This window comes from Methylobacterium sp. 174MFSha1.1 (assembly GCF_900116815.1).
Classification (GTDB): Bacteria; Pseudomonadota; Alphaproteobacteria; order Rhizobiales; family Beijerinckiaceae; genus Methylobacterium.
In genome coordinates, this window is sequence record NZ_FPCB01000017.1 from 92,957 (window position 1) to 117,063 (window position 24,107).

The 24,107-nt window shown below is 72.1% G+C and carries 34 protein-coding genes and 1 tRNA gene; 19 read left to right on the forward strand and 16 right to left on the reverse strand.

The genetic code is table 11. From position 1 onward, the window contains the following. The first annotated feature begins 100 nt into the window (after nt 1–100). The 3 genes from BM430_RS16000 to BM430_RS16010 are packed head-to-tail and all read left to right on the forward strand — an operon-like array spanning nt 101 to nt 4,357. Nucleotides 101–1,231: a ComEC/Rec2 family competence protein gene (locus tag BM430_RS16000; RefSeq protein ID WP_093568243.1), complete on the forward strand. Its 1,131-nt coding sequence runs from the start codon at nt 101–103 to the stop codon at nt 1,229–1,231. After that, entirely contained in the window at nt 1,224–3,554 is a 2,331-nt protein-coding gene (locus BM430_RS16005; RefSeq protein WP_177303069.1) for a ThiF family adenylyltransferase, read from the forward strand. Before BM430_RS16000 ends, BM430_RS16005 begins: the two co-directional genes overlap by 8 nt. Next, a complete protein-coding gene (locus BM430_RS16010) occupies nt 3,551–4,357 on the forward strand; it encodes a hypothetical protein (protein ID WP_093568245.1) in 807 nt (268 codons plus the stop codon). The genes BM430_RS16005 and BM430_RS16010 overlap by 4 nt, the downstream gene beginning before the upstream one ends. A 549-nt stretch (nt 4,358–4,906) precedes the next feature. Here BM430_RS16010 and BM430_RS16015 read toward each other — a convergent pair. Next, nucleotides 4,907–6,967 (reverse strand): hypothetical protein, encoded by a 2,061-nt coding sequence (locus BM430_RS16015; RefSeq protein ID WP_093568246.1) that lies wholly within the window; start codon nt 6,965–6,967, stop codon nt 4,907–4,909. A 430-nt stretch (nt 6,968–7,397) separates the two neighbouring features. Here BM430_RS16015 and BM430_RS16020 point away from each other — a divergent pair, with 430 nt between their 5' ends. The 9 genes from BM430_RS16020 to BM430_RS34750 all read left to right on the forward strand — a co-directional run bounded on the left by BM430_RS16020 (nt 7,398) and on the right by BM430_RS34750 (nt 10,713). Then, on the forward strand, nt 7,398–7,616 hold the full coding sequence (locus tag BM430_RS16020) for a hypothetical protein (RefSeq protein WP_093568247.1): 219 nt from the start codon (nt 7,398–7,400) through the stop codon (nt 7,614–7,616). Between the two features lie 506 nt (nt 7,617–8,122). Continuing rightward, a complete protein-coding gene (locus BM430_RS16025) occupies nt 8,123–8,662 on the forward strand; it encodes a TIGR02594 family protein (RefSeq protein WP_093568248.1) in 540 nt (179 codons plus the stop codon). A 3-nt stretch (nt 8,663–8,665) separates the two neighbouring features. Beyond that, nucleotides 8,666–9,055, forward strand: a complete 390-nt coding sequence (locus BM430_RS16030) for a hypothetical protein (protein WP_093568249.1) — start codon at nt 8,666–8,668, stop codon at nt 9,053–9,055. Beyond that, the gene (locus BM430_RS16035; RefSeq protein ID WP_093568250.1) at nt 9,052–9,471 is read left to right on the forward strand and encodes a hypothetical protein; all 420 of its coding nucleotides are present in this window, start codon (nt 9,052–9,054) and stop codon (nt 9,469–9,471) included. The genes BM430_RS16030 and BM430_RS16035 overlap by 4 nt, the downstream gene beginning before the upstream one ends. After that, nucleotides 9,471–9,764 (forward strand): hypothetical protein, encoded by a 294-nt coding sequence (locus BM430_RS16040; RefSeq protein WP_093568251.1) that lies wholly within the window; start codon nt 9,471–9,473, stop codon nt 9,762–9,764. The genes BM430_RS16035 and BM430_RS16040 overlap by 1 nt, the downstream gene beginning before the upstream one ends. Nucleotides 9,765–9,766: 2 nt before the next feature. Next, the gene (locus BM430_RS16045) at nt 9,767–10,207 is read left to right on the forward strand and encodes a hypothetical protein (RefSeq protein ID WP_093568252.1); all 441 of its coding nucleotides are present in this window, start codon (nt 9,767–9,769) and stop codon (nt 10,205–10,207) included. After that, on the forward strand, nt 10,204–10,386 hold the full coding sequence (locus BM430_RS16050; RefSeq protein ID WP_093568253.1) for a hypothetical protein: 183 nt from the start codon (nt 10,204–10,206) through the stop codon (nt 10,384–10,386). Before BM430_RS16045 ends, BM430_RS16050 begins: the two co-directional genes overlap by 4 nt. Continuing rightward, a complete protein-coding gene (locus BM430_RS16055) occupies nt 10,376–10,561 on the forward strand; it encodes a hypothetical protein (RefSeq protein ID WP_093568254.1) in 186 nt (61 codons plus the stop codon). Before BM430_RS16050 ends, BM430_RS16055 begins: the two co-directional genes overlap by 11 nt. Continuing rightward, nucleotides 10,558–10,713, forward strand: a complete 156-nt coding sequence (locus BM430_RS34750) for a hypothetical protein (protein WP_153875970.1) — start codon at nt 10,558–10,560, stop codon at nt 10,711–10,713. Before BM430_RS16055 ends, BM430_RS34750 begins: the two co-directional genes overlap by 4 nt. 44 nt (nt 10,714–10,757) lie before the next feature. Here the strand turns inward: BM430_RS34750 and BM430_RS16060 are convergent, their stop codons facing one another. After that, nucleotides 10,758–10,985, reverse strand: coding sequence for a helix-turn-helix transcriptional regulator (locus BM430_RS16060; RefSeq protein ID WP_093568255.1), 228 nt, complete (start codon nt 10,983–10,985; stop codon nt 10,758–10,760). 188 nt (nt 10,986–11,173) lie between these two features. Between BM430_RS16060 and BM430_RS16065 the strand changes: the two genes are divergently transcribed. The 3 genes from BM430_RS16065 (at nt 11,174) to BM430_RS16075 (ending at nt 13,359) form a co-directional block, all read left to right on the forward strand. Then, the gene (locus tag BM430_RS16065; RefSeq protein ID WP_143132055.1) at nt 11,174–11,836 is read left to right on the forward strand and encodes a hypothetical protein; all 663 of its coding nucleotides are present in this window, start codon (nt 11,174–11,176) and stop codon (nt 11,834–11,836) included. Continuing rightward, on the forward strand, nt 11,836–12,780 hold the full coding sequence (locus BM430_RS16070) for a BRO family protein (protein ID WP_093568257.1): 945 nt from the start codon (nt 11,836–11,838) through the stop codon (nt 12,778–12,780). The genes BM430_RS16065 and BM430_RS16070 overlap by 1 nt, the downstream gene beginning before the upstream one ends. A gap of 81 nt (nt 12,781–12,861) precedes the next feature. Then, nucleotides 12,862–13,359 (forward strand): hypothetical protein, encoded by a 498-nt coding sequence (locus BM430_RS16075; protein WP_093568258.1) that lies wholly within the window; start codon nt 12,862–12,864, stop codon nt 13,357–13,359. Here BM430_RS16075 and BM430_RS16080 read toward each other — a convergent pair. Genes BM430_RS16080 through BM430_RS16105 form a run of 6 tightly spaced genes read right to left on the reverse strand, consistent with a single transcriptional unit; the run spans nt 13,356 to nt 17,363 of the window. After that, nucleotides 13,356–13,673 carry a hypothetical protein gene (locus tag BM430_RS16080; protein WP_244539507.1) on the reverse strand — a complete coding sequence of 106 codons (318 nt, stop codon included), beginning with the start codon at nt 13,671–13,673 and terminating at the stop codon, nt 13,356–13,358. The genes BM430_RS16075 and BM430_RS16080 overlap by 4 nt on opposite strands. A gap of 2 nt (nt 13,674–13,675) precedes the next feature. Continuing rightward, on the reverse strand, nt 13,676–14,512 hold the full coding sequence (locus BM430_RS16085) for a metallophosphoesterase (protein ID WP_093568259.1): 837 nt from the start codon (nt 14,510–14,512) through the stop codon (nt 13,676–13,678). Nucleotide 14,513: 1 nt separating this feature from the next. Then, entirely contained in the window at nt 14,514–14,849 is a 336-nt protein-coding gene (locus BM430_RS16090; protein ID WP_093568260.1) for a hypothetical protein, read from the reverse strand. After that, nucleotides 14,842–15,516, reverse strand: a complete 675-nt coding sequence (locus BM430_RS16095; protein ID WP_093568261.1) for a hypothetical protein — start codon at nt 15,514–15,516, stop codon at nt 14,842–14,844. Before BM430_RS16095 ends, BM430_RS16090 begins: the two co-directional genes overlap by 8 nt. Further along, a complete protein-coding gene (locus BM430_RS16100) occupies nt 15,513–15,752 on the reverse strand; it encodes a hypothetical protein (RefSeq protein WP_093568262.1) in 240 nt (79 codons plus the stop codon). Before BM430_RS16100 ends, BM430_RS16095 begins: the two co-directional genes overlap by 4 nt. Nucleotides 15,753–15,764: 12 nt before the next feature. Beyond that, nucleotides 15,765–17,363 carry an AAA family ATPase gene (locus BM430_RS16105; protein ID WP_093568263.1) on the reverse strand — a complete coding sequence of 533 codons (1,599 nt, stop codon included), beginning with the start codon at nt 17,361–17,363 and terminating at the stop codon, nt 15,765–15,767. 264 nt (nt 17,364–17,627) lie between these two features. Between BM430_RS16105 and BM430_RS16110 the strand changes: the two genes are divergently transcribed. The 4 genes from BM430_RS16110 to BM430_RS16120 are packed head-to-tail and all read left to right on the forward strand — an operon-like array spanning nt 17,628 to nt 18,857. Then, the gene (locus BM430_RS16110; RefSeq protein ID WP_093568264.1) at nt 17,628–18,023 is read left to right on the forward strand and encodes a hypothetical protein; all 396 of its coding nucleotides are present in this window, start codon (nt 17,628–17,630) and stop codon (nt 18,021–18,023) included. After that, entirely contained in the window at nt 18,023–18,172 is a 150-nt protein-coding gene (locus BM430_RS34755; RefSeq protein ID WP_177303070.1) for a hypothetical protein, read from the forward strand. Before BM430_RS16110 ends, BM430_RS34755 begins: the two co-directional genes overlap by 1 nt. Before the next feature lie 2 nt (nt 18,173–18,174). Next, complete coding sequence (locus tag BM430_RS16115; protein WP_093568265.1) at nt 18,175–18,495, forward strand: hypothetical protein; 321 nt, start codon at nt 18,175–18,177, stop codon at nt 18,493–18,495. Continuing rightward, the gene (locus BM430_RS16120; RefSeq protein ID WP_093568266.1) at nt 18,492–18,857 is read left to right on the forward strand and encodes a hypothetical protein; all 366 of its coding nucleotides are present in this window, start codon (nt 18,492–18,494) and stop codon (nt 18,855–18,857) included. Before BM430_RS16115 ends, BM430_RS16120 begins: the two co-directional genes overlap by 4 nt. On the opposite strand, the gene BM430_RS16125 is transcribed toward BM430_RS16120, so the two are convergent. The 8 genes from BM430_RS16125 to BM430_RS16160 all read right to left on the reverse strand — a co-directional run bounded on the left by BM430_RS16125 (nt 18,854) and on the right by BM430_RS16160 (nt 24,090). Next, nucleotides 18,854–19,147 (reverse strand): hypothetical protein, encoded by a 294-nt coding sequence (locus BM430_RS16125; RefSeq protein ID WP_093568267.1) that lies wholly within the window; start codon nt 19,145–19,147, stop codon nt 18,854–18,856. The genes BM430_RS16120 and BM430_RS16125 overlap by 4 nt on opposite strands. A gap of 10 nt (nt 19,148–19,157) precedes the next feature. After that, nucleotides 19,158–19,511 carry a hypothetical protein gene (locus tag BM430_RS16130; protein WP_093568268.1) on the reverse strand — a complete coding sequence of 118 codons (354 nt, stop codon included), beginning with the start codon at nt 19,509–19,511 and terminating at the stop codon, nt 19,158–19,160. 102 nt (nt 19,512–19,613) lie between these two features. After that, complete coding sequence (locus tag BM430_RS16135) at nt 19,614–19,925, reverse strand: hypothetical protein (protein ID WP_093568269.1); 312 nt, start codon at nt 19,923–19,925, stop codon at nt 19,614–19,616. A 378-nt stretch (nt 19,926–20,303) separates the two neighbouring features. After that, nucleotides 20,304–20,380, reverse strand: a tRNA-Met gene (locus BM430_RS16140). 124 nt (nt 20,381–20,504) lie between these two features. Further along, nucleotides 20,505–21,725 (reverse strand): tryptophan synthase subunit beta, encoded by a 1,221-nt coding sequence (gene trpB, locus BM430_RS16145; protein WP_093568270.1) that lies wholly within the window; start codon nt 21,723–21,725, stop codon nt 20,505–20,507. Nucleotides 21,726–21,781: 56 nt separating this feature from the next. Continuing rightward, nucleotides 21,782–22,516: a phosphoribosylanthranilate isomerase gene (locus BM430_RS16150; RefSeq protein ID WP_093568271.1), complete on the reverse strand. Its 735-nt coding sequence runs from the start codon at nt 22,514–22,516 to the stop codon at nt 21,782–21,784. A gap of 277 nt (nt 22,517–22,793) precedes the next feature. Next, nucleotides 22,794–23,732, reverse strand: a complete 939-nt coding sequence (locus tag BM430_RS16155) for a bifunctional Delta(1)-pyrroline-2-carboxylate/Delta(1)-piperideine-2-carboxylate reductase (protein WP_093568272.1) — start codon at nt 23,730–23,732, stop codon at nt 22,794–22,796. Nucleotide 23,733: 1 nt separating this feature from the next. Continuing rightward, nucleotides 23,734–24,090, reverse strand: a complete 357-nt coding sequence (locus BM430_RS16160; protein ID WP_093568273.1) for a lipopolysaccharide assembly protein LapA domain-containing protein — start codon at nt 24,088–24,090, stop codon at nt 23,734–23,736. Nucleotides 24,091–24,107 lie beyond the last annotated feature (17 nt).

A 24,107-nucleotide genomic window follows, 5' to 3' on the forward strand; every position in this document is an offset into this window, starting at 1 on the left:
ACGCGGGGCTTGAATAGCGATACGTCACGGCCCATGTTCGGAGTAGACGTACTTGCTATTTCGTTAATCCGACCAAGGTCGGCCGAGGCGGAGCACCGACATGACGGCGTCCACGGTTCATTTCCGCGTCGGCAACGGCGACATGGCCCTGATCGAGCTGGAGGACGGCCGGACGATCCTGGTCGACGTCAACGCGCGCCAGCCGGGCGCCGACATTCCCGACGTTGTCGCGCAGCTCCGCAAGCGCCTGAAGCGGGACGCCTCGGGGCGGCTCTACCTCGACGCATTCCTGCTCACCCACCCCGACCAGGATCACTGCCGCGGCCTACGCGAGCACTTCCATCTCGGCCCGCCCGAGACCTGGTCCAAGGCAGCCGACAAGATCGTCATCCGCGAGATGTGGTCGAGCCCGATCGTGTTCAGGCGCGCGAGCCGCGACCACAAGCTGTGCGAGGACGCGGATGCCTGGGCCTGCGAGGCGCGGCGGCGCGTCAAGCGCTTCCGCGCGTTCGGGATCGGCACGGACGGCGAGCGCATCCGCATCATGGGCGAGGACGTCGACGGCAAGACCGACGACCTCGGGCCGATCCTCGTCAAGGTCGACGAGGAATTCTCGTCGATCTGCGGCGCGACGGGTCGGTTCAAGGCCCGGTTGATCGCCCCCATGCCCGCCTCGGACGACGAGGAGGACGAGATCCTGTCGAAGAACAACTCCAGCGTGATCCTCGGGCTGGCCATCCAGGCCGACGGCTACGCCGACGCCTCGCGTTACCTATTCGGCGGTGATGCCGAGGTCGGGATCTGGGAGCGGGTCTGGGACCGCAACAAGGGACGCAAGCACGTCCTCGAATACGACGTGCTCATCGCTCCCCATCACTGCAGCTGGCGGAGCCTCTCCGGGGACAGCTGGTCGGACTACGGCGAGGACGCCGAGGTCAGCGAGGCCGCGCGGTCCGCGCTCGGCCAGGCCCGCTCCGGCGCCGAGGTGATCGCCAGCAGCAAGAAGGTGAAGGACGACCACGACGATCCGCCCTGCATCCGCGCCAAGCGCGAGTACGAAGACATCGTCGAGCCCCAGAAAGGCACCTTCACCTGCATCGCTGACCGCTCGGGCAGCGACCCCTACGAGATCGAGGTGACCCATGCCGGGCACAAGCCGAAGCGCCCGACGGTCTCGGCGACGGTGGCGGCATCGACCGGCCTCGGAGCCACCCCGCTCCCCCATGGCTGACACGGCGGCGCTGCCGCCGGGGCCCGACGCGCCGCCGCGGGCGGTAGCGCGCGCCCTCCGCCTCATCGCCTTGCATCCGTCCGTCCGCGCGGTCGAGAGCGCGCACTCGGCCGAGACCGGGCTCACCACCGCGACCGTGCGGATCGACGCGAACCTTCCCGCGCGGTGGCGAGTCCGCGGATGGGCCGACAACGGCGTGCGCGCCGAGGAGGCCGTCACCTTCGTGTTCTCGGCGACCTACCCGCTGCGGGAGCCCTACGTTCACCTGCGCGAGGATTTCGACCGCAGCCACCCCCATCTCCAACCGAGAGGCCCGGCGCATCCGCCCGAGCCCTGCCTGCTGCTCGGCTCCGTCCGGGAACTGCTGCGCTCCCGGGGCATCGTCGGCTTCGTCGAGCAGGTCGCGGACTGGATCGAGCGCGCGGCCCTCGTGAGACTCAACGATCCGAGCCGGGGATGGGAGGTCACCCGCCGGGACGAGATCGACGACCTCGCTATCCTCGACACCGCCTGGGTCCGCGCACTCCCGGGCCGAGACGCCGGATGCGACGGCTACATCGCCGTGTACGCCGCCGTCAGCGCCGCGGATCGGCCCGAGAGCTACCGCCTCATCGTCTCAACGCATCGCCACGGCCTCACCGATGGAGATTGCCGGTGGCGCTCCAAGGCGAACTCGGAGACCGAGCGCTGCGGCGACGCCCTCGCCCTGATCGCGTGGTCCGGCCGCGCGCCGTCCGGCGGGCCCTTCGTGGCGGGCGAGTACCTGCCGGAATCGGTGGTCGACGTCGCCTCGCTCCACGCCAGGGCGACCGTGCTCGGCTGCGGTGAGCAGCTGCGGGCCAAGCTCGGACTGCTGCAGTCGCGGCTCCGCGACAAGGGGAGCGACGTCCCGCATCCGGTTCTCGTCATCCTGCTCGCGCGCCGCCCCTACGACGTGGCCGGCGCGAACTCGCCGATCGAGATCTGCCCCTACCTGATCGAGGTGCGGGGCAAGGACGACCTCGGCCCGGCGAGCGGGAAGCCGGTGCGCCTCGTCGCGCCGCTTGAGCAGGTCTCGGCCGACCTGATGCGGCTCGCCTCGGGCGAGGAGGCGGGCGCCGGCCCCGCGAGCTGGACGCTCCTCGGCTGCGGCAGCGTGGGTTCGAAGATCGCGACGCACATGGCCCGCTCAGGGCGTGGTCCGTCCGTCCTGATCGACCGCGGCGGGATGAGGCCGCACAACTACGCCCGGCACGCCCTTTTCCCGACGAGCAGGGCGGAGCAGCTCCAGAGCGCCGACAAGGCTCCCCTGCTCGGCAAGAGCCTCGTCGAGTTCAAAGGGGCGATCGGCACCGCCACGACGGACATCGTCGCGCGGCTGGCCGACCCCGCGACGGCGGCCGACGCGTTCCAGTCGGACGCCGCCTTCGTGGTCAACGCGACGGGCTCGCTCGCGGTGCGCGAGGCGCTCTGCCTGCAGCACGTGATGGCGACGCGCCCGCGGGTGGTCGAGACCTGCCTCCTCGGCGCCGGCCGCATCGCCTGCATGGCCGTCGAGGGGCCGGGCGCGAACCCGTCGCTCGGCGACATCGCCGCCGAGGCGTATCGCGCGCTCTCGGCGGATATTGCCACATCGACGATCGTCTTCGGCCCCGACGCCGCGGCACGGCAGATCGCCATCGGTCAGGGATGCTCCTCGCTGACCTTCCCGATGACGGACGCCCACCTCTCCGCGATGACCGCCCCGATGGCCACGGTGCTCGGCAAGCTGCACGCTGGCGGGCTGCCGATGGCGGGAGGCGAGCTCCTGATCGGGCTGGGGGCCGAGGACGGCCTCGGCCAGAGCTGGACCCGCGCGGCGATCGAGCCCTGGACCGTCGTGCGGGAGGCGTCCGCCGGCGAGCCGGGCATCCGGGTGAGCCCCCGGGTCGATGCCGAGATCGCGCGGGAGGTGGCCGCCCGTCCCGGCAGCGAGACGGGCGGCATTATCCTCGGCCGCTACTCCGACGTCACTGATAGCTTCCATGTCGTGGATACCCTTCCGGCGCCTCCCGACAGCCGCTTCTCCCCCGAGGAGTTCGTGCTCGGCGTCGAAGGCCTGCCCGAGCGCCTCCAGGACCTAGTCGAGCGCAGCGGCGGCAGCCTCTATCCCCTCGGCACTTGGCACAACCACCTCGTCACCAGCGGCCCCTCTCACAAGGACATGGCCACTGCGCTGAGGCTCGCCGTCGAGCAGGCCTTCCCGCTGCTGATGCTGATCCACACGCCCGGGGGCTATCGATTCCTCGTGGTCGAAGCGACCGCGGGCCCGTCCGGCAGCACCCCTTCGCGAGAGGCCGCGTGATATTCCACCTCGATCGCTACACCCTGAACGCCCGCGTGCTGCCGATGCTCGTGGTCGCCTTCCCCCTGGTGCTGGCGGCCTATCCCTGGCTGCCGGCCGAGGCCTTCGCCAAGGACGACTGGGTGGGCATCGCGCTGAAGGCCGTCTCCACCGGTGCCGGCGCGACCGTCTTGGCGACCCTGCTGTCGTTCCCCGCGCGTACCTTCGGCACCCGGCTTGAGGAGCGGCTCTGGCGCGAGTGGGGCGGTGCGCCCTCCACGCAATACCTGAGGTACCGGCATCCCGAACTCGACCGCCGGCAGACCGCGATCCTCCACGCGAAGATCGCGAGGCTCGATCCCAGCCTGCATGTCCCGACCGTCGAGGAGGAGGAGCGCGACCCCGCTGGGGCGGACCAGTGCTACGAGAGCATGGTCCGCGTGCTTCGGGCCCGGACCTGGGGACCGAAGAACTTTCCCATGCTGTTCGACGAGAACGTCAGCTACGGCTTCCGCCGAAACCTGCTCGGGATGCGCCCGCTCGGCGTCGCGACCAGCCTCGTCGGCATGGTCTCCGGGGCGATCGCGATCTGGCTGGGCCATTTCGTCTGGCCGATCGTCGCCCTCTGTGCCGCGGCCGGCCTGTACGTGCTGGTCAACGGGCCGCAGGAGCTCAGGAAGCAGGCCGAGCGGTATGCCCGCCGCCTGTTCGAGAGCGTCGATCGTCTGCTGCCCGCGCCGCAGGCCCCGCAGGCGCATGAACCTGAGACGAAGCCCCGGCGCAGACCGTCCAAGCAGGCCGCCGAGGAAACGACCGGAACATAGCGGCTAGCGCAGTACGAGAATCCCCGGTTGAGGCCGTCGCAGCAGGGGAGGCCAAGCCGCCTCCGGTCAAGCTGGGCCCGCCCCCTGCTAGGTCGCACGGCCGTCGTCCTCGACGTGGACCTGAATGTCGCCATGACGCCTTGTGGTGGCGACCTCGCACGAGAAACGCTTGTACTTGGGTGTCAACCGTGCGTGGGCGGATCTCCGCAGAGCGTGACGAGGATCGGGTACCTCTCGACAACGACGGTGGCCCAAGCGTGCCCGGCCTCATGCCAGCACATCAGGGCCGTGGAGGTCCTGGAGAAGGTGACCAAGCGTGGAAGGGACATGGGGCTCCTGTCAGGGCCGGCTTGCCGCGCATCAACGACGCAGCCCGAACACGCAAGGCCCGGGATCTGCGTCCCCGGCGCGCGCTCTAGGTCACGGGCAGGCCCAGACGTGACAACACCCGCCGCGGCGGACCGGGCGGGCGCGTCGAGATGTGCTGCATCTCGCCTCGCTGAAGGCCTTGGAAAGGTACCGCGCCCCTATGATAGGGACAAGGGCGGCTTAGCGCCCGGAGGCCTCGCGGTAGAGGCGGGCCTCGGTCGCGGGGTCGAGGGGGGCAAGCCGACCGGGACGGGCCGCGAGCAGCGAGGATGCCCGACGGGAGGCACGGCGGGCCGCTGCGGTCTCCCGGGCCGCTGCCCCGAGGATCGCCGTTGCTCGGGCATCGTCGGCAGCACTGCGGCGACGGACGGGGAGAGCGACGGGCAACGGGGTCTCGTCGAGCGACAGCTCCTCCCGGATCTCGTACTCGAAGCCTCCTCTCTCGACGACGCGGGTGATGGCCCAGCGAGCCGTCGAGGTGCGGTACACGGCGTAGAACGGGGTGAAGCGGGTCTCGACCACCTTGCCGTCGGCGATGGGATCTGGCCGCCAGGGGGGCACCGGGGTGCGGGTGGCGCCCCTCGGGCCGGGGGCCACTATAGACTGTGACACATCGTAGACAGCGACTGCAGACGGATCGGCGGTGACGACCTCCTCAGCCGAATCCGCGAGGGTGGCCGAGGCAGCGGCGGCAGCCTCCGCTTCGGCGAGCTGGGCCCGGCGATGCTCCTCCGATCCCCTGACCATCGGGCCGCTGCCGAACATCAGAGCCAGCATCGGCTCGCCGTTCGCGGCGACGTCTGTCTCGGCCTCCCGAAGGGCCTCGTACAGGCTGGCGCGGCTGCGGCGGAGCGTGGAGGCGCACTGCGTGACCGTCAGCCCCGCCTGACGCAGCGAGTATGCGTACAGGCCGAGCACCAGCCGCTCCTCCGCCTGCCCCGCCCGCGTCGCACGGTCCGGAGCGCGGGCATCGCGGCTGTCGCGCTGGCGCTCTGCGGCGGAGCGGCCGGCCTTCGAGCCATCGGGGCGCAGCACGAGGAGGCCGGCCGCGTCCGCCTCGGCCTTGGTGATGCCCAGGTCGGTGACGATTCGCAGGTAGCTCCAGTCGTAGAAGGCCGGGCGGTCCTTACCCTCGTACTCGCGCCGCTCGCCGGCCGCGGCGGCGTGCATGCCGGCCTCGACTCCAGAGAAGGCGGAGGCGAGCTCGCGCTCGGGCAGGCCGGACAGGGGCGCGAGGCGCTCGGCCCAACTCTCGGCATCGCCGCCTTCGAGCTGGGACAGCGCGGTCGCGGCGACCACAGCCCATCGCATCCGAACGCCCACTTCGAGGCGGCCGCGGTGGTCGAGGAGGGCCAGGAGGTCGTCTAGGATCAAGCACCACTTGTTGCCCGTGGGCACGCGCCGGGGGCGGCGAGCGGCCGCGGCGGGGACCGGGGCCGAGGCCTGCTCGGCCGACCGCTGCTCGCGGATGGCGCGCATCTCGGCCCGGCTGTAGGGGCAGACGGCGTCGGCCCAAGCGTCGAACGAGACCGAGCGGATGTCCGCAATTGCGGCGGGCCAAGCCGGGCGGGCCATCGCGCCGTTCTTGGGGTTTACGCTCCCCCAGACGCGCAGGACGCGGGCGGCGTCGCAGCAGCCGCGATCGAGGCCGAGCGCCTGCAGCAGCCTCCACAGCGGGAGCATCCTGGCTTGCCACTCCGCCACGCGCGGCTCGACGCCCCGGCGGACCGGCAGGTTGCCCTCGTCGTCGAGCCGGGGGCCGCGCAGCGACTTCATCGCACGCTGCCACCGATGCAGGGCCTGGCCGGAGAGCCCGTCGAACTGCCAAACGAGGTGGAGGCCACGGCCACTGAATGTGAACCAGGACGGGCGCGGGATACCGAGTTGGTCCAGGGCCACCAGCACCATGGCGACGACATCCTCGGGGGAGCGGCTGGCGTGCGGCAAGCCCTCGCGGGCGTAATCGAGGTCGAGGAAGGCCGAGCCGATGCGCGCGACCCGGGCCGAGTTGCGGCGACCGAAGAAAGCCGACTGGCTGGCGAACTGCACCTCGGCCGCCTCGACCTGCCGGGTGACGGAGCGGGCCGACGGCGTGATCAGGCCCTCGTCCCAGCCACCGTCAGCCGTCTGGCGCGCGGTCGCGACCCGCCCGCGCGACCCCGGTGGGTGCAGCAGGGCGATATGGGCCCGGGTCAGGGCCTGCCGGTCGGCGAGGGACGGGATGGGCGAGATCGGGGGCATCGTTCAGCGAGGTGGGTGGGCACCCGCGGGGCAGCACTCCCGCGAATTCGCAATCAGGCTACCCGCGTCGCCAGCAAACGCCAAACGGCCTCGCTCTCCGGGCGACTACCGAGGTCGCTCCCCGAGGGAGGGCCGCCCCGGCCGGCCCGCCGCGGGGCCTTCGGACCCCGGATCCGAGGCCATCCGAAACGAATCGGCGGCGTGCGCCGATCGCGAGGGGAACGACCTCGGGGGCACCCCCTGCCCAAATCGGCAGCCTCGCATGACGCTCTCTTCAACCCCGCAGGAGAGCCCGCTCGTGTCCGCTGCCCCCGCCTTCCAGGCCGCCCCGTCCCCGCCGCCGCCCTGTTGCGTTCATGACCACTCCGCGGGCGTGCGCGCGCACGTGACCCAGCACGCGATCCGCAGGTACGGGGATCGCATCCTTGGCATGGAGGAGCTCCTCGACGGCCTCGACGACACCGACGCGGTCGATGTCATGGTGGCGACGGGCGTGCCGATCGGCGAGGTTCGCGCCTGGTTGGCGTTCTACGGCGGCGTCGGGGTCCGCCACGGGGCGCAGGGCGTCTGCCGGGACGGGGTCGGCCTGGTGCTCAAGGGCGGCAAGGTCGTGACGGTCATCTCGAAGATCGGGGAGCGCCGCCGCTAATCCTCTTATGGAGGCTCTAAGACCTCTCCGCCGCGCTCGGAGCAGGGCTTCGTTTGTTTTCGAGCCCCGCCGCAACTCTTAAGGGGGCCAAAATGCCCCTGGAACGCACTAAGTTCGCGATTTCGGGTGTTCGGAGCCTCCGATAAGACGTTTTCAGAGCCCTTTCAGCGCAAAAAGCCGTCAAAGTTAGTGGCTTCCTTTGTTTTTGCTCGAAAACGGCCAAAACTTAGTGAAATTCGGGTTTTTTCACTATGTTCGAGCCGCCTCATACCTAAAAAGTCGACTTTTCCAGACTTAAGTGGCGTCCTGAGGCCGACAAAACGATGCTAATGGCGTCCGGACGCCCGTTATGGGCCTTTCCGGCCCCTCAAGGGACGGGCTCGGGCCGGATTTCGCTTTTCCCGGAGCGGCCCGCCCTTCCCCCGTGACCTGGAACGCGTCACGGTCGCCAGCGCAGCCTTCTGAGCATCCGGCCGCGCGAGGCGGCCCTGCCCGCAGGCCGTCCCGTGTCCCCGAAGCTCCCCGCCCCCTACGCCTGGCTCGCCAACGAGACCGGCCCGAAGGTCCTCCTCGAAGCCCTCGCCCTGTTCGGGACGAAGGAGACGCCCGGCTCGGCGTCGAACCCCGTCATCCTCGGCTGGGCCCGCGAGGTCGGCGTCGCCCGCGACTACGCCAACGACGGCATCGCCTGGTGCGGCCTGTTCGTGGCCGCCGTGGTGAAGCGCGCGGGATTCGAGCCGGTGAAGGCACCCCTCTGGGCCCGGAACTGGGGAACCTGGGGCACGAAGGCCGCGGCGCCGAGCCTCGGCGACGTCCTGGTGTTCGAGCGCGCCGGGGGCGGCGGCCACGTCGGCTTCTACGTCGGCGAGGATGCCACCGCCTACCACGTCCTCGGCGGCAACCAGAGCGACCAGGTCTGCGTCTCGCGGATCCTGAAGTCCCGGTGCCTCGCGGTCCGGCGCTGCCCCTGGAAGTTCGCCCAGCCCGCCAACGTCCGCCCGGTCCGGCTCGCCGCCGGGGGCGCCCTCTCGACCAACGAGGCCTAAGCCATGACCGTCATCGACGCCTTGATCGCGCTCTACTTCGGCGTCCTGCTCATCTGGGGCTGCGACGGCAGGGCCCATCGCGCGGGCGCCGTCTTCCTCTTGGCCAGCTGCTGCGTGAGCCACGACCAGCCAGGGCTGAGGACCCTGCTGTGCGGCATCGCGATGATCCTGTTCCTCGCGGAGCTCCTCGCTTCAGACGAGCGGCCGACCAAGGCCAAGGCCAAGAATGGTCCCGGCCTGAGGATGTCGGCGCACGAGCTGATGGGACTGGCCGAGGACATCGCCAAGGCGGACCGCCTCAGGGCATCGTCGAGCCACGCCGACCATGTCCGGGCCCGCGCGCTCATGGGGATGGCCATCGACCAAGCCGCCGGACCGAGGCGCGGCCTGTGACCGCGCTCCTCGGCCTTCTCGGATCCGGGCTCGGCCCCGCCGGCATCGCGGCGCTGCTCGCCGTCGCCGTGGTCGCGGCCCGGGCCTACCTCGGGAAGGCCGGGGCCCTCGCGGTCGGCGCCGCCAGCCTGCTCCTCGTGGCCTACGTCGCGGGCGCGCACCAGGCCGGCGCCGCGGCCGAGCTCGATGCCGCCAGGTCCTCCGCCGCGGCGGCGCAGGCCGCCCTCGTCGAGGAGCGCCGCCAGGTCGCCGCGGCCGCAGCGATCGCCGCGGCCGACGGCCGGCGCGCCATCGCGATCGAGGACGAGGCGGAGACCGCCCGTGCCCGGCTCTCCGAGCTCGAATCCCACCTCGCCGCGAACCCGGCGGGCGCCTGCGCCACGGCCGACGACGCCCGCCGCCTGAGGGGGCTGTGATGCACCGGATCGCCCCCCTCGCCGCCGTCGCCGGGCTCGCCGTCCTGCTCGGCGGCTGCCCCGGCCGCGAGGCCCTCGACCTGACGGCGCGCCCGGCCATCCCGGCGCCGCCCGCCGACCTCGCGGGCTGCTTCGCCCGCGCCTTCCCCGAGATCCCGGACCGCGCCTTCGGCCGCGCCGAGGCCGTCCGGATCATCGCCGACGCCAAGCTCCTCGACCGCGCCAAGGCGGCCTGCGGGGGGCGTGCCCTCTCCTGGATCACCGACGTCCGGGCCGAGTACGGGAGACCCTGACCGTGGACGCCTTCATCACCAAGATCCTCGGCGAGGCCGGCCCGCTCGGCATCGTGGCTTGCCTGCTCGTCGGGCTCGCCTGCGCCTACCCGTTCATCCGGAAAAACCTCCGGGAGGCCTCCGACGACACGGCGATCCGGACCGCGGCCGACGCCCTGCGGAAGGAGCTCGGCGAGCTCCTCGACAAGGAGCAGGCCAGGGTCGCCACGCTGACCGGCGCCTTGGAGGAGGCCTCGACCCAAGTTCGCGCCCTCAGGGGCGAGAACGGGAGCCTGCAGGCGGACATCGCCTCCCTGCGCCGCGAAGTCCGCTCCATGCTGCGGATGTGCATGTCGATGCGGGCCGCAATGCAGCGCGCCGTCGATACCGGCGATTGCGCCCCCCTCAGGCTGTGGCTCGACCTGAACCCGATCGAGGCCGACGAGGCGAGGCCGGCGGCATGAACGTCCCGGTCGCCCTGCTCGCCCTGGCCTGCCTTGCGGCCGAGCCTGCGCCCCTCGTGGGGGCCGAGGTCCTGGCCGTCCTGCGCGCCGGGCCCGTCGCCGCGGCGCCGACCCGGGCGGACGTGGCGGCCGCGATCGCGGCGGTCACGCCGTTGCGGAGACGTCGTCATGCCCGCTGAACTTGTCGCCGCCACCCAGGCCGTGATCGACGCCGCCAACCGCCTCGTCTCCTGGCGGCGCTGGTACCTTGAACTGCCCGACGACCGCCCGCTACCCGAGGATCTGGCGGCCGCCCTGGAGCGGGCGCTCGCCGCCCTCGACCGCGTCGAGGCCGCGGCCGGGGCCGTGGCGTGACGCCCGGCGACGAGGCTTTCCTCCTGACGCTCGCCGGCCTCCTGCGCGAGGGCCTCGATGCCGAGCCCGTGCCGGCCTACCGCGCGGAGGACCTCGTCTGGCTGCCGGGGCTGCCCGCCTGGAAGCGTCGGATTGCCCTCGCGGCGCGATGACTGATTCGCGCGGGATCGAGGGGTACTCGCGGGGTGAGTACCCCTCAATCCCGTAGCCGGACGCCCCGGCGCCGGCCGCCGCGGCCCGCGACGAATTCGACGCCGGCCTCTTGCAGCACGATCGTCACGCGCTCGATCACCGCCTGCGAGGCGGCGCCCCGCTCGACGTCGGTCCAGGTGCGGGGGCTGACGCCCGCGCGCTCGGCCGCTTCTTCCTGCGTGAGGTCGAGGAGGGCACGGGCGGCGCGAATCTGGGAAGGGCTCGGGAACATGGCCTGAGCATGCCACGGGCGCTGGCATGGGAACAGCCGCGCTGCGGAAAATCCGAAGCGGAAGTTGCGGAAATCGCTTGCCGGTGAGACCCTTGCCTTGCCGCCGATTCGGTAAACGAATCCTTACCGAAGGCGGCCCCCGGGGCGGCAACCCCGGGGACCTGGTCGAACATCCGGAGCTAACCCGCATGCCCGAAGCCATCCCCACCTCTACCATGGACGCGCTCCTCGCGCGCCCCCTGGACCTCGCCGGCCTGACGAGCCCCGCGCAGCTGCAGGCGATCGCCGCGCACGCCGCGGAGCTCGTCGACGAGGCGCGCTGGCTCGAAGGCTGCGCCCTCGTCGCGGAGCTCTCGCCCGACGAGACGCACGCCGCGCTGCGCGCCCGGCCCGCGAAGTACCTGCACGAGCTGCACAGCGTGGTCATGGAGCGGGCCTACGCCGCGATGCCCGTCGTCGACGTCCACGTCTTCGACCTCGTTCGGCCCGTCGCCCCGGCCCCGGTCGTCACGGCCGGGGTCATGATGGCGCAGGTCGAGGCCTTCCGCGCGAATCCCGGCGCCTACTTGCCGGGGGCCCTCCCGTCCGCCGGTGTCGCCGTGTTCCACGCCAGCCATGCCGTCGACGGGTGGATCACCCTCGACGGCGAGGACCTGCCCTGGAGCTACGGCTCGGTCGGCGTGAGCCGGCTCCTCGTCTCCGAGCTCGCCGAGTACGTCCGGGCCGCCCCCGACGTCCGGCGCGGACTCGTCGTCGGCACGCACGTGCAGGCCGACGTCGACTTGCCGCCCGAGCTCACCTTCGTCTCCCTCGCCAACCTGCCCACCGCCACCGGACCGGAGGCCGCCTGATGAACGCCATCACCCGCATCCCGGCCATGCCGGCCATCACCACCTTCGTCTTCGACGGGCACCCGATCCGCGTGGCCCACGTCGACGACCAGCCGCGGTTCGTCGCGACGGACGTCTGCAAGGCCCTGAAGCTCACCAACCCCAGCGTCTCCCTGCGGGTGCTGGACGAGGACGAGCGGTCTAAGATCTTCTTAGGCCCCCAGGGCGAGGCGCTCGCCGTGACCGAGGGTGGCCTCTACACCCTGATCATGCGCTGCCAACGCGCCCTGGTGAAGGGCTCGACCGCGTGGCGCTTCCGGAAGTGGGCGACCAGCGAGGTGCTGCCCGCGGTCCGCCGCACCGGCAGCTACGTCGCCCAGGCCCAGCCCGTCGCGGCGCCGGTCGCGATCAACCTCGACGACAACCGGACGCTCCGGCGCCTCCTGCTGGAGCGCATGGAGCGCGAGGACGCCCTGGCCGAGCAACTGGCCATCACGGACCAAGAGTTGCTCGACACCAGCCGGGCGCTCACCTGCGCCCAGCACACGATCGAGGAGCAGTCGGTCACGGTCGAGGCCTTCGACCGTCTCACGAGCATCGCCGGCGGGAAGTGCATCACCGACACGGCGAAGCGGCTCGGCGTCGGGCCCCGCGCCCTCTTCGCCTACATGCGCGCCCCCGAGGCGCGGGTGCGCTGGCTGATCAAGCGGTCCGCCCAGTCCGAGGACGCCGTGCACCAGGACCGCCTCAACGCCAAGGACATGCTCAGCCCGGTCGAGACGATCAAGGTCGGGCCGGAGGGTGAGCAGCGGGACAAGGACGTCACGCGGATCTTGGTGACGCCGAAGGGGCTTGGGTACCTCGCCCGGCTCATCGTCGAGGGCCGCGATCCCCTCCTGCCGGTGCCGGTGGACATGCTGGAGGTCGTGAGGCTGTCCCGCATCGACCGGGGGCTGTTCGACTGAAGCTGAAGTTTCAGCCGCCGCGGGGGTCGGGATTCGAGCTCGGCCCCGTCCCCAAGACCCCTGCATATAAATGGTACCGACGTGACCTTCGCTTCCTCCACCGCCCTCAAGTCCCTGCTGGACAAGGAGACCTCCAGCCCCGAGGAGGCCTCCGCCCGGCGGGAGGCCGAGCGGGAGCGCCGCATCGCGCGGGCCCGCGCCGAGGCCGTGGTGCCGGCCGCGACGGTCGCGGCCGCCGGGCTCGGCAAGGGCAACGGGGCGCCCCCCGAGCTCTCGCCCCTGCAGGAACTCTCCGCCCTCGGCGAGCTCCTCGCCGGACCACGCTGGACGACCGACGTCGCCCGGCTCCTCGGCCACGGGGACGGCCGCACCGTGAGGCGCTGGAAGGCGGGCGAAGCCGAGGTCGACCCCCGGGACTTGGAGGCCCTGCGCGAGGAGGGGCGCCGGCGCGCCCAGGCGATCCTGCGCCTCGTTGGTGATCCGATGGACCAGCCGGCGAAGGCGAAGCGGACGCCCGAAGAGACCAGGGCAGCGTTCGCGGCCCTGATGGCCCGGACCCGGGGCGAGGCGCAGGCCTAGGAGCAAGGCCCCCGGTCGCGGCGCCGGAACTGCACGCCTTCGTGGAGCAGCGTGCCGTCCGGCATGACGGTGAGGTCGGTGTCGTATGGGACCTCGCTGCCGCCGTTCGCGTAGCAGCGGTCCGCCCGCAGGCGCCCGCCAGACAGCCGCGCGAGGGGGCAGTCCAGCAGGTCGATGCCGATCCCGCGCCCCTCGACGACGATCGCCGGCACGTCGGTGCCGGAGGGGCAGTAGACGCCGGCGGCCGGCCAGGTGCTCCCGCTGGCGAGAGCGGGCCCAGCCGACAGGGTGGCGAGGATGGCGACGGCGCGCACGGTCAGAGCTCCACGGTGAGGGTGGGGTCAAACGAAGGGTTCTCGCGCTCATCGGCCCAAGAGCCGTCGCGGCGCCTGTACGAGGTGTCGTGACCGCGCGGATTCGAGAGAACGCGCGTGCGGCCCACGGTGTAGTCGCGGCTGACGTGGACGTGCCCATGCACCCAGAGCGCCGGGGCATGCGGCCCTTCCATGACGGCTGAGAGGTCGCTCGCGTACGCGGCGCTCGTCGGCTCGTCCGGGCGGCCCCATGGCAGGCTGAGGGGGTGCGGCGCGTGATGGGTCACCACCACGGTCGGGCCCGCGTGCGGCTCGGCCAGGACCCGCTCGATCCTGCCGCGATGCTCCAGGTGAAGGAGCTGCGCGGCCGGCGGGCGGAACGGGGCCGGGCTGCCGAGGCGGTCCCGCGTCTGGATCCGCCGGTGATCGCGCATGCCGCGCTCGCGGTCGCCGCAATCGCGCATCGCCCAAGCCCGGGAGTAGCCGACCGGCTCCCCCACGAGATAGTCCGTCCACAGCGTTGCGCCGACGAGCCTGATGCCGTCGACGTGGCGGACCTGCCCGGCGTCCAGCAGGGTGATGTCGGCGGCGATCGCAGCGTCCCGCCCGCGCTTGATCTCGTCCGGAATCCGGCATCCGTAGAAATCGTGGTTGCCCGGCACGTAGACGACCTGTCGGGCGCGCGGTCGGACGTGCTCGGCGAGCCACGGTAGCGAGCGGCGGCACAGTCCGTCGGCGATGTCCCCGGCGACGATCGCCAGGTCGACCTGCGGCCCGGGCGGCAGCGCGAACGGGGCCGCGTCGATGTGCAGGTCGGACAGGATCAGGACCGTCGGCATCTCACTCTCCTCCCTCGCACCAAGCCGAGCCGTCCGCCTCGAACCACGCGGCCGTCGCCCTGGCGACCGGCCTCTCCCCGTCCCCGGCGCGAAAGCCGGGCCGGTCGAGCCCGTAGCGCAGGCGCTCCGCGCCGGCCGGCAGCGGCAGGTCGGCGACCTCGCCCCGCGCCCAAGCCACAACCTCGCGCTGCCCCCGACGCAGGCACCGGCGCCGCCCGGCCTCGGACGCCACCAGGGCGACATCGACGAGGGCGATCGCCTCGACGTGCCCGACGACGCGCCCACCCTCGCGCACGCTCCAGAGCCGGCGGCCGCGGTGGCGGTAGATTTCAGCCACCGCCGCCTCGCCGCCCCCGGTGCCGGGCGTCTTCGCAGGCGTCGCAGGCGATCACGTGCCACGCCCGGCGGCGATGCTCCCCCGGGGCGCCGCACCGCTCGCAGACGACCGTCGACAGGTCCGTGGCAGCCCTGAGGATGTAGTTGACGCGCCCCTTGGATGACTTGGGAATACTGTCGAAATACCACCGAAGCGAGGCGAACTTGGACTTGACCTGTGCGCTCTGCAGGCCGTCAAGGAGCCCCGCCTCGCTGAGCTCCTCCGCGGTCGCGCGAGCGACGTCCTGCCAAGGGACGTCGACCTCCACCGACCCCTCGGGGAAGAGCCGGCCGTAGACGCGGCGGAGATCCTCGGCGCCGTCCTGCGGGCACCCCGGCACGAGGCCGCCGCCGGGTGCGTACCGCTGCGATCGAATCCCGACGAGGCGCGCGGCGAGGTGCGCGACCAACGCGACGAACGGCGCGGCGTAGTGGTCGAACGAGCCGGGGCCGTGGGTCTGGCCGTCCCCCGGGTCTGGCCGGGTCACCGCGATGTTCTCGGCGAGCAGCACCACCCGCTCGGACCCCTCGGCCGCGCCTGGGATGACGACGAGGTCGGCTTGCGGGCCGTAGAGGCGTTCTAGGTAGCCGCGGAGCTCCCGAGCGGCACGGCGGTCTCTGCTGGTCATGACGGTCTCCATGTTCGCGGCCGGGCGGGCGGCAGGCGGGGCACGGCGAGGAGGAAGCTCACCGCGGAGCGGGCTTCCCTGAGGGCGACGGCTGGGTCCCGGTCACCGTCCTCGACGAGGCGGAGCAAGGCTGAGGCGTAGGCGTAGACACCCCCGGCGAGGGTCGCCTCGACGCGCTCGTCGAGGGCTGCGGCCTCCACGGATTCCCGAAGCAGGCGGAGGTCGGTCGCGGTCACGGCCTGGCCTCCTCAATGGGCGAAGCGACGGTCGGCGCGAAGCGCGACGAGCCGCTCAACGGCCCGGCGCAGCGGCCGGATCGAGCCCCCGCGCCACGACCCGAGCGACGCGATCTCCTCGGCGTCGAGGTCCGCGAGCCACCGCCTATCGGCCAGCTCCGCACGCATGCTCTCCAGGATCCCACGGGCAACGACCGGCAGGTCCTGCCGCCTCGGCGGCGGGATCTCGATCACCGTGAAGCGATCGAGCAGCGGGCCTCGCAGCCCCGTCACGTCGTTGGCGGTCGCGATCAGGGAGACCCCCGACACGTCGACGACGCCGTCGACCCCCAGATCGAAGAACCGGCGCCGGGCGGCAAGCTCGCCGACGGCCACGATCGCGGACCTCAGGTCGCCGTTGTGCCCACCGGGCGGCGCGGACTTGTCGAGCTCATCCAGAACAATGATGCCGTCCCCGCTCTGATGATCCACGAGCAGCTGCGTGAATACAGATAGGCGGGAGGTAGACCACTGCTTGGAGGTGCCGGAAATACTGGAGTCTGATACGCCTGCGCAGCCATATACCAGATGAGGCACGCCCATGCCTTCGGCGATGTCGCGCGCCAGCTCGGTCTTCCCCGTCCCCGGCAGGCCGACGAGCAGGAGGTTGGGCGTGCCCGCGGTCAGCCGGCCGGCGAGCGTCCCGAGCACGCGCGAGATCTGGGGCACCAGCCACGGCCGCCGCGCGGTCAGGCTTTCCCCGAGCTCGGCGAGGTCGGGCATCGGGTGCAGTGGCAGGCGCTTGCCGATCAGGGCGCGGACTTGCGTCGGCGGCTTCTTGGCTTCGAGCTCGGCGGGCAGGACGACGATGCCGGGCGCGTGCGCACGCTCCAGGACGTCGCCCAGATCGAGGTCGCCGTCCGGGCCCGCGCCCGCCGTCGGCGCGGGGGCCTGCGGCGCGACCGGGGCGGCCGGGGCCGGGAGCTCCTCCGGCGGGTGGGTGACGTCGGCGATCGCCTCCAGGAGCTGTCGAGAGTTGCCCCTGCCCAGGCGCCAGTCCGCCTGCAGATCGTGCGACACCGGCACGGCCGGTAGGTCGCGGGAGCAGAGCGAGGCAACGTGCAGGAGCGTGACGAACGCTTCGCGCAGCGGCACGGGATCGTGCAGCCCCGTGTGGAGGTGCTCGTAGACGTAGGCGTGCGCGATCGCGACGGCGCGCCCGGCGGCTTCTGGGTCGCCGAGGAGCGCGGCGTAGATCGTCGCGCGGTCGGCGATCTCGCCGTACGCGTCCTCCGCCGTCAGATCTGGGAACACGGCCCGGACCTGCGCAAGGGAGAGGCGCTCGACCGCCACGGCGCGATCGGCCGTCGGCTCCAGGCCGAAGCGGTTCAGCGCGACGTGCAGGTCGTCGGGGAAGCTCGGGGCGGCGGGGGTGTGCAGGACCTCCCGGGCCCAGACGCGCGCGTCCTCGATCGGGCTGCCGTCGAGCGGCTGAGCCCCCACGAGGAGCTCGTCGAGCGTGGCCGTCCGCGTCGGCGGGATCGCCATGGCGCGCCGGTGCCGGGCCTCGGAATCGCGGTAGGTCTCGATGCGGGCGCGGCGACGCGCGCGGCGAAGGACGTCATCAGTCACGGGGAGGCTCGCTTGGAACGGGGGCACGCAGGCGGGCGCCGAGCAGGGCTCAGGCGGTGCGGGCTATCCGTTTCAAGAAGCGAGCGATCACGGGGCGAACTCCCGGGGGGGTGAGGCATCCAACGTGGCAGGCGGGGACTCCCGCGGCAAGGGGATCCCCGGCGTGTGGTGAAGATATCCCTGGGCGTCGCGAGCGGGCGGCGTCCCGTTGCGAATCGCCGTGCGGTGGTACCCTCGGCCCAGAGGCAGCGGAGGGGCGAGGCGATGGCGAGCGAGGCAGAGCGGTACCGGGCGGCATGGGATCTCTACCGGATCCCGCAAGCGGCGCAGATCGCGTTCCGACGCCGGGTCGTCGAAGCGCGGTGCGAGGAGCCCGACGCGCTCGCCGCATTTGCGGCGGTGGGCGTTTCGAACGTCATGAGACCGCCCGTGCTGGTCTACGACGACGTCGCGGTCGCGCTCGCCGCGCTGCCCGAGGACGCCCGCCCGGCTATCGAGGTGCCGCTGTTAGGACAGGCGCTCACCGCGCCGACGGCCGCCGGGTTGATGCGGGAGGCCCTCGCCCGCGGGCTTGCCGACGGCCTTGACGACCGTCAGCTCGCCGGGGCGATCTCGGTCGTCCTAGAGAGCCACGGGCTCCTCGCGAGGGAGGCGGCGTGATGGGCGAGCTGACGTTGTGGGTCTGCTGCGGGGCGACCGTCGTCCTATCGGCGGCCGTCCTGATCACCGGCGTCCTGTCCACGATGGAGCGCACCGACCGCAAGCTCGCCCGCCTGCGCGACGCCACCACCCCGGCGCGGAAGGGCTGACCGTGAGCATCCTCGCAAGCATCCCGAACCTGCGGGCGTACGAGCTCGCCGAGTACCGCTCTCAGCTCACCCGGCTCGGCATGGCGGCAGGCTTCGGCTCGGCCAAGGCTGCCAAGGCTCTCGCCGCGATCTCGGCCGACGTCACCATCGAGCACGCCATCAACCCGGGGGATTCCGACCTGCAGGCGCGTTACGCGGCGACCGTGGAGGCTGAGGCCATGTACCTGGCTCTCGCCGGCTCAACAGCCGCGCTGGATCGCGCCGACCACGAGCTCGCCCGCCTGCGCGAGGCAGCCGCCTCGAAGCGGAAGGATTGCCCGTGAGCGACGCCTGGGCGGGCCGCATCTTCACCAACCCGTCGCCGCCCCGACGCCTCTACACCGAGACGTCCTTCCGCTTTGCGCCGCCCCGGCCCACGGCGATCTGGCACCCGGAGGAGCCCCCGCGCCCGCCGGTGCCGGCGGGCGCCATGGAGGCGATGGCCCGAAAGCTCGCCGCCGCGGTCGAGGCCGAGATCCACCGCATGCTCGGGCTATGGGTCTCCGAGTGCGAGCCGACGATCGCCTGGGGGCCCGAAGGCCTCCTCGGCCTCGCGCTGGCAGGCGACCCGGGCCCGGCGAGGATCCTGGTGCCGTCGCGGCTGGCGACGCGCGCGGATCTCCTCGCCGCTGCGGCCGGCGGCTAGTCGACGCCTTCGCCGGGGCGACCCCCCTCCGCGGGCGCGTCGAGCACGCCGCGGAGGAGACGGGGCTTGTCGAGCAGGGCCGCCGCCCGGCGACTCGCGTCGTCGTAGTGGTTGTAGTTTGGGTAGCCCTGGTCGACCGGCTTGCTGTGCAACCAGGTCCGGAACGCTCTGAGCTCGGCCTTCCGCTCGGGCGGCGTCGCCGGGTCGCAGATGATCTCCGAGCACATGTCGTAGATCTCCGCGAGGCGAGCCCGCGTCCGCCTGTAGCCGGCGATGTCGAGGTTTCGCATGGTGGCCTCCTCAGTCCAGGGCCGGCTTGGTCTTGGGCAGGCCGGCCTCAACGTACAGGCCCGCCACCCGATCATCCCCGTCTCCGAACGCGCCACAGAGGAGACGTCCCCAGTCGGTGTCGTCTGTATCGGGACGCGTGCGGAGCTCAGCCAGCCAGCCGCACATCTTCCGCACGTCCTTCTGCGTGACCCTGCGGCCGCGACCCTGCCCCACGGGCCAACCGTAGCCGAGGTTGCCGAGGGCGCAGTGAAAGTCATCGTACTCGTCGACCTGCGTCGCCCTCAGCGCTTCCCTCAGGGAGGCACGTTCGACAGTCGTCAGGGCGGCATAGACGGTTGCGCCGATCTCTTGGTCTGTGGGCATCTTGTGGGTTCCCTGTGGTTGCGTCGCGCACAACTTCGGGCCCTCGACTTGCCTAGACCTTAACCGCGCCCCGGGCGCCCACCTGAGGATCTGGACCTTGGTTCACGGGACATTGCCGGCCGCCTCCCGCGCTGCCGGGATATCGACGAGCCGACGGACGTGCGAGCCGACCGCATCGTCCCAGTCCCCCCGGGCGGGCCGGCTGGTGATCGCGTGCGAGAGGAATCCGCGCAGCAGCGCCACGGTGATCCTGGCGCCCAGCCGCTGCCCGGGCCGGACGCGAGCAACCTCCTCCTGGCGCACGACCCGGCCCCCGAGCCGGTCGAGGATGGCGGCGATCTCCGCGTCGGTCGCGAGCGGCAGGGCCTCGCGGACGAAGGGCTCGATGGTGGCGATGTCGAGGGGGCGACGCATGGCGAGGTTCCTTGCCCGGCGCCGAGCGCCGGTACGATGGGAGGAACCCTCAAGGGGATGCGAGAGGCTGACCGGCCGGAGCCGGTCCCCTATGCCGGGATGATGCCCCCGCGGAGGAGCGCGCCGCAAGGGCGGGGTCTGTCCGGTGAGCGGACACACCCGCCCGCGGGCAGGCCCGGGCAGGCGCGGGGGCGTGACCTGGAACGGGACACGGGCACGGGCGCAGGCTGCCGGGTGGTCCGCCCGGGCGCTCGAATCCGGGCGGACCGTCCGGCAAGCGTGCAGAAAAGTCCGCCCGAAATCCGCCCGAGAAGCAAAAAGCCCCGGACGGAAGGTCCAGGGCTTCGGGTCTAATCGCCTGTCTAGGCGAAAGTATTTTGGTAGCGGAGGAGGGATTTGAACCCCCGACACAAGGATTATGATTCCTCTGCTCTGACCAACTGAGCTACTCCGCCGCGCGGTGGCCGGTTCGTGTCCGGCTCTGCGGTGGCGCGGATATAGGGGGAGGCGGGCGGGCCTGTCAAGGAACCGCCGCAGCCCTTTTCGCGCCTCGCCGCGAATGGCGAGGCGCAACGCGACTCAGAGGGTGTCGCCCAGGATTTCGGCCACCTGGGGGATGTCCTTGTCGCCGCGGCCCGACAGGTTCACGACCATCAGGTGGTCGCGCGGCAGGCTGGGGGCGAGCTCCTTGACCTTGGCGAGCGCGTGGGCGGGCTCGAGGGCCGGGATGATGCCCTCCATCAGCGAGCACAGCCGGAACGCCTCCAGGGTCTCCGTATCGGTCGCCGAGAGGTAGGTGACGCGGCCCATCTCGTGCAGCCAGGCGTGCTCGGGGCCGATGCCCGGATAGTCGAGGCCGGCGGAGATCGAGTGCGCGTCGGCGATCTGGCCGTCGCCGTCCATCAGCAGGTAGGTGCGGTTGCCGTGCAGCACGCCGGGCTTGCCGCCGGTGAGCGAGGCGGCGTGCAGGCCGCTCGAGACGCCGTGGCCGGCCGCCTCGACGCCGTAGATCGCCACCTCGCGGTCGTCGAGGAAGGGGTGGAACAGCCCCATCGCGTTCGAGCCGCCGCCGATGCAGGCGACGAGCGAGTCGGGCAGGCGGCCCTCCTGCTCCAGCATCTGCGCCTTGGTCTCGATGCCGATGATCGACTGGAAGTCGCGCACCATCGCCGGGTAGGGATGCGGCCCCGCCACCGTGCCGATGCAGTAGAACGTGTCGGCGACGTTGGTGACCCAGTCGCGCAGGGCCTCGTTCATCGCGTCCTTCAGGGTGCGGGTGCCGGACTCGACCGGCACCACCTCGGCGCCGAGCATCTTCATCCGGAAGACGTTCGGCTTCTGCCGCTCGACGTCGACCGCGCCCATGTAGACGACGCATTTCAGCCCGAAGCGGGCGCAGAGCGTCGCGGTCGCGACGCCGTGCTGGCCGGCGCCGGTCTCGGCGATGATCCGCGGCTTGCCCATGCGCCGGGCGAGCAGGATCTGGCCCAGCACGTTGTTCACCTTGTGCGAGCCGGTGTGGTTCAGCTCCTCGCGCTTGAAGTAGATCTTCGCGCCGCCGAGGTGCTCGGACAGCCGCTCGGCGTGGTAGAGCGGGCTCGGCCGGCCGACATAGTGGGTCAGATAGCTCGTCATCTCGGCCTGGAAGGCCGGATCGGCCTTGGCTGCCGTATAGGCCTCCTCCAGGGCGAGGATGTTCGGCATCAGGGTCTCGGCCACGAAGCGGCCGCCGAAGATGCCGAAGCGGCCGCGCTCGTCGGGGCCGGTGCGGAACGAGTTCGGGGTCTGGAGAGCGGTCACGGCAGGGACTCTTCGCGTCTGGGAGATTTAGTGGATGTCGGTCTCGGCGGCGGGCCTTACGCCCTTCGCGCCGCTGGGGCAATTTGCGGTTCGGACGCAGGCCTCCCGCCGCAGGCCGCCCTCTTGGCAGCCCTCTTGGCGGCCGTCACGAAGGCGGCGATGCGGTCCGGGTCCTTGCGGCCGGGGCTCGATTCGACGCCCGACGACACGTCCACCGCCTGGGCGGCGGTCATCGCCAGGGCGTCAGTGACGGTGTCGGGCGTGAGGCCGCCGGAGAGCATGAACGGGTCGTCGCGACCCGCCCCGGCGAGCAGCGCCCAGTCGAAGGCGTGGCCGTTGCCGCCGGGCAGGACCGCGCCGGGGGCGGGCTTCGCGTCGTAGAGCAGCCGGTCGGCGATGCCCGCGTAGCGGGCAGCGCGGGCGAGATCGTCGGCGGTAGCGATGCCGAGCGCCTTCATCACCGGGCGGCCGGTGAGCGCCTTCACGGCCGCCACGCGCTCCGGGCTCTCCCGGCCGTGCAACTGCAGCCAGTCCGGATCGAGGGCCGCGACCACCGCCGCGACGAGAGCGTCGTCGGGATCGACCAGCAGGGCGACGCGCTCGGCCCGGCCCCGCGCCTGGCGCGACAGGGCGGCGCCGAGGCCGAGGTCGACGTGACGCGGGCTCTTCGGGAAATGCACGAGGCCAATCAGGTCGGCGCCGGCGGCGAGCGACGCCTCCAGGGTCTCGGGCGTGCTGAGGCCGCAGATCTTGACGAGGCAGGTCTTGCCGGGAGCGGAAGCGGGTGACATCCGCTCCCTATACGCCGATCCGTCTGCGCCCGCACGTGGAGTGTGCCTGCACGAACGAGAGGTCGGCCGGACGCACCGTCGTCACCATCGCTCCGTGTCATCCCGGGGCCGCGACAGCGGAACCCGGGATCCATAACCGCCGAGATTTCAGGATGATGCGGAACGCGATCCGCCAGTTCTCGCACCGTCGGCGGTTATGGATCCCGGGTTCTCGCCTTCGGCGAGCCCCGGGATGACATCGAGGGAGTCACGGCCGTCGACAGAATCGTGTCGCCGCTCACGCCGGCTTCGTCAGGGCTTCCCACACCGCCGCCGCGGCGGCGAGATCCTCGATCGCGGCGCCGACCGACTTGAAGACCGTGATCGCCTCGGGGGCCTGACGCCCGGGCGCCTCGCCCCGGCACAGGGCCGCGAGGTCGCCGGCGATCGCCTCGGGCGCGAGCGCGCCGGACTGAATCGCGATGGAGACGTCGCCGCCCTTCTTCAGGGCATCGGGCGTGTCGACGTAGACCGGCCCATGCAACAGGGCCTCGTCGTCGGCCTCGCGCATCGCCGGCGTGAACGCGCCGACGAGGTCGAGATGGGTGCCGGGCCGCAGCCAGGCGCCGCGCACCAGGGGCTCGGTCGAGAGGGTGGCGCAGGAGACGAGATCCGCCTCCCCCACCGCCGCCGCGAGGTCGGTGACGGGATACGCGTGGATGCCCTCGGCGGCCAGCGTCGCGGCGAGGCGCTGCGCGCCCTCGGGCCGGCGGTTCCAGACCGCGACGTCGCGGATCGGCCGCACGGCGGCGTGCGCCCGCACCAGGGCGGGGGCGAGGGCACCGGACCCCACCATCACCATGCGGGACGCGTCCGCGCGGGCGAGGTGGCGGGCGGCGAGCGCCGAGGCGGCGGCGGTGCGCCACAGGGTCAGGCGGGCGCCGTCGAGGAGCGCCAGAGGCCGGCCGTCGCGCCCGTCGCAGAGCAGGACCCCGCCCTGGATCGTGTCGAGGCCGCGGGCCGGGTTGCCCGGGAACAGGGTCAGGATCTTGACCCCGACATAATCGGCCGTCCAGGCCGGCATCAGCAGCAGCGAGGCCCCGTCCGGGGCCGTCTCGATCGGGTGGTGATGGCGCGTCGGCGCCGTCGCGCCGGCCCGGAAGGCGGCGCCGAGGGCGTCGACCATGCGGAGCGGGGTCAGCGCCGCGTCGATCTCGGCCTCGCCGATCAGCCGCATCTCAGGCGCGGCTCACCGGGGCCGGCAGGGCGGTGCGGCCGACCGTCGGGGTGTGGGCCGAGGCGGTCTGGCGCAGGCGCTCGGCTTCGTTGCGCAGGCGGGCGAGCTCGCGGCCCTTGGCGCGGCGGTCGCGGCGGGTGTCGCCCTGGCCGAGCCAGGAGCCGATGCCGCCGACCACGATGCCGACCGCGACGGCGGCGAAGATCAGCGCGTAGAGCGGCATCGGCAGGGTGAAGGCCGGCGTCCCGTTCGAGAACGGATCGAAGGACAGCATCACCGGCTGGCGGTTGGCGACCGCCAGGAGCACGACCACGATCGCGATGGGCAGCAGGATCAGGCCCTTGAGGAAGCGGATCATCGGGAAACCCGGTCTTT

Bases quoted from the DNA above. Each gene is read 5' to 3' on its own strand.
- BM430_RS16000 (WP_093568243.1), top strand. From the start codon at position 101: ATGACGGCGTCCACGGTTCATTTCCGCGTCGGCAACGGCGACATGGCC.
- BM430_RS16005 (WP_177303069.1), top strand. From the start codon at position 1,224: ATGGCTGACACGGCGGCGCTGCCGCCGGGGCCCGACGCGCCGCCGCGG.
- BM430_RS16015 (WP_093568246.1), bottom strand. From the start codon at position 6,967: ATGCCCCCGATCTCGCCCATCCCGTCCCTCGCCGACCGGCAGGCCCTG.
- BM430_RS16020 (WP_093568247.1), top strand. From the start codon at position 7,398: ATGGAGGAGCTCCTCGACGGCCTCGACGACACCGACGCGGTCGATGTC.
- BM430_RS16030 (WP_093568249.1), top strand. From the start codon at position 8,666: ATGACCGTCATCGACGCCTTGATCGCGCTCTACTTCGGCGTCCTGCTC.
- BM430_RS16040 (WP_093568251.1), top strand. From the start codon at position 9,471: ATGCACCGGATCGCCCCCCTCGCCGCCGTCGCCGGGCTCGCCGTCCTG.
- BM430_RS16050 (WP_093568253.1), top strand. From the start codon at position 10,204: ATGAACGTCCCGGTCGCCCTGCTCGCCCTGGCCTGCCTTGCGGCCGAG.
- BM430_RS16055 (WP_093568254.1), top strand. From the start codon at position 10,376: ATGCCCGCTGAACTTGTCGCCGCCACCCAGGCCGTGATCGACGCCGCC.
- BM430_RS16060 (WP_093568255.1), bottom strand. From the start codon at position 10,985: ATGTTCCCGAGCCCTTCCCAGATTCGCGCCGCCCGTGCCCTCCTCGAC.
- BM430_RS16065 (WP_143132055.1), top strand. From the start codon at position 11,174: ATGCCCGAAGCCATCCCCACCTCTACCATGGACGCGCTCCTCGCGCGC.
- BM430_RS16070 (WP_093568257.1), top strand. From the start codon at position 11,836: ATGAACGCCATCACCCGCATCCCGGCCATGCCGGCCATCACCACCTTC.
- BM430_RS16085 (WP_093568259.1), bottom strand. From the start codon at position 14,512: ATGCCGACGGTCCTGATCCTGTCCGACCTGCACATCGACGCGGCCCCG.
- BM430_RS16095 (WP_093568261.1), bottom strand. From the start codon at position 15,516: ATGACCAGCAGAGACCGCCGTGCCGCTCGGGAGCTCCGCGGCTACCTA.
- BM430_RS16110 (WP_093568264.1), top strand. From the start codon at position 17,628: ATGGCGAGCGAGGCAGAGCGGTACCGGGCGGCATGGGATCTCTACCGG.
- BM430_RS34755 (WP_177303070.1), top strand. From the start codon at position 18,023: ATGGGCGAGCTGACGTTGTGGGTCTGCTGCGGGGCGACCGTCGTCCTA.
- BM430_RS16125 (WP_093568267.1), bottom strand. From the start codon at position 19,147: ATGCGAAACCTCGACATCGCCGGCTACAGGCGGACGCGGGCTCGCCTC.
- BM430_RS16130 (WP_093568268.1), bottom strand. From the start codon at position 19,511: ATGCCCACAGACCAAGAGATCGGCGCAACCGTCTATGCCGCCCTGACG.
- BM430_RS16135 (WP_093568269.1), bottom strand. From the start codon at position 19,925: ATGCGTCGCCCCCTCGACATCGCCACCATCGAGCCCTTCGTCCGCGAG.
- BM430_RS16150 (WP_093568271.1), bottom strand. From the start codon at position 22,516: ATGTCACCCGCTTCCGCTCCCGGCAAGACCTGCCTCGTCAAGATCTGC.
- BM430_RS16155 (WP_093568272.1), bottom strand. From the start codon at position 23,732: ATGCGGCTGATCGGCGAGGCCGAGATCGACGCGGCGCTGACCCCGCTC.
- BM430_RS16160 (WP_093568273.1), bottom strand. From the start codon at position 24,090: ATGATCCGCTTCCTCAAGGGCCTGATCCTGCTGCCCATCGCGATCGTG.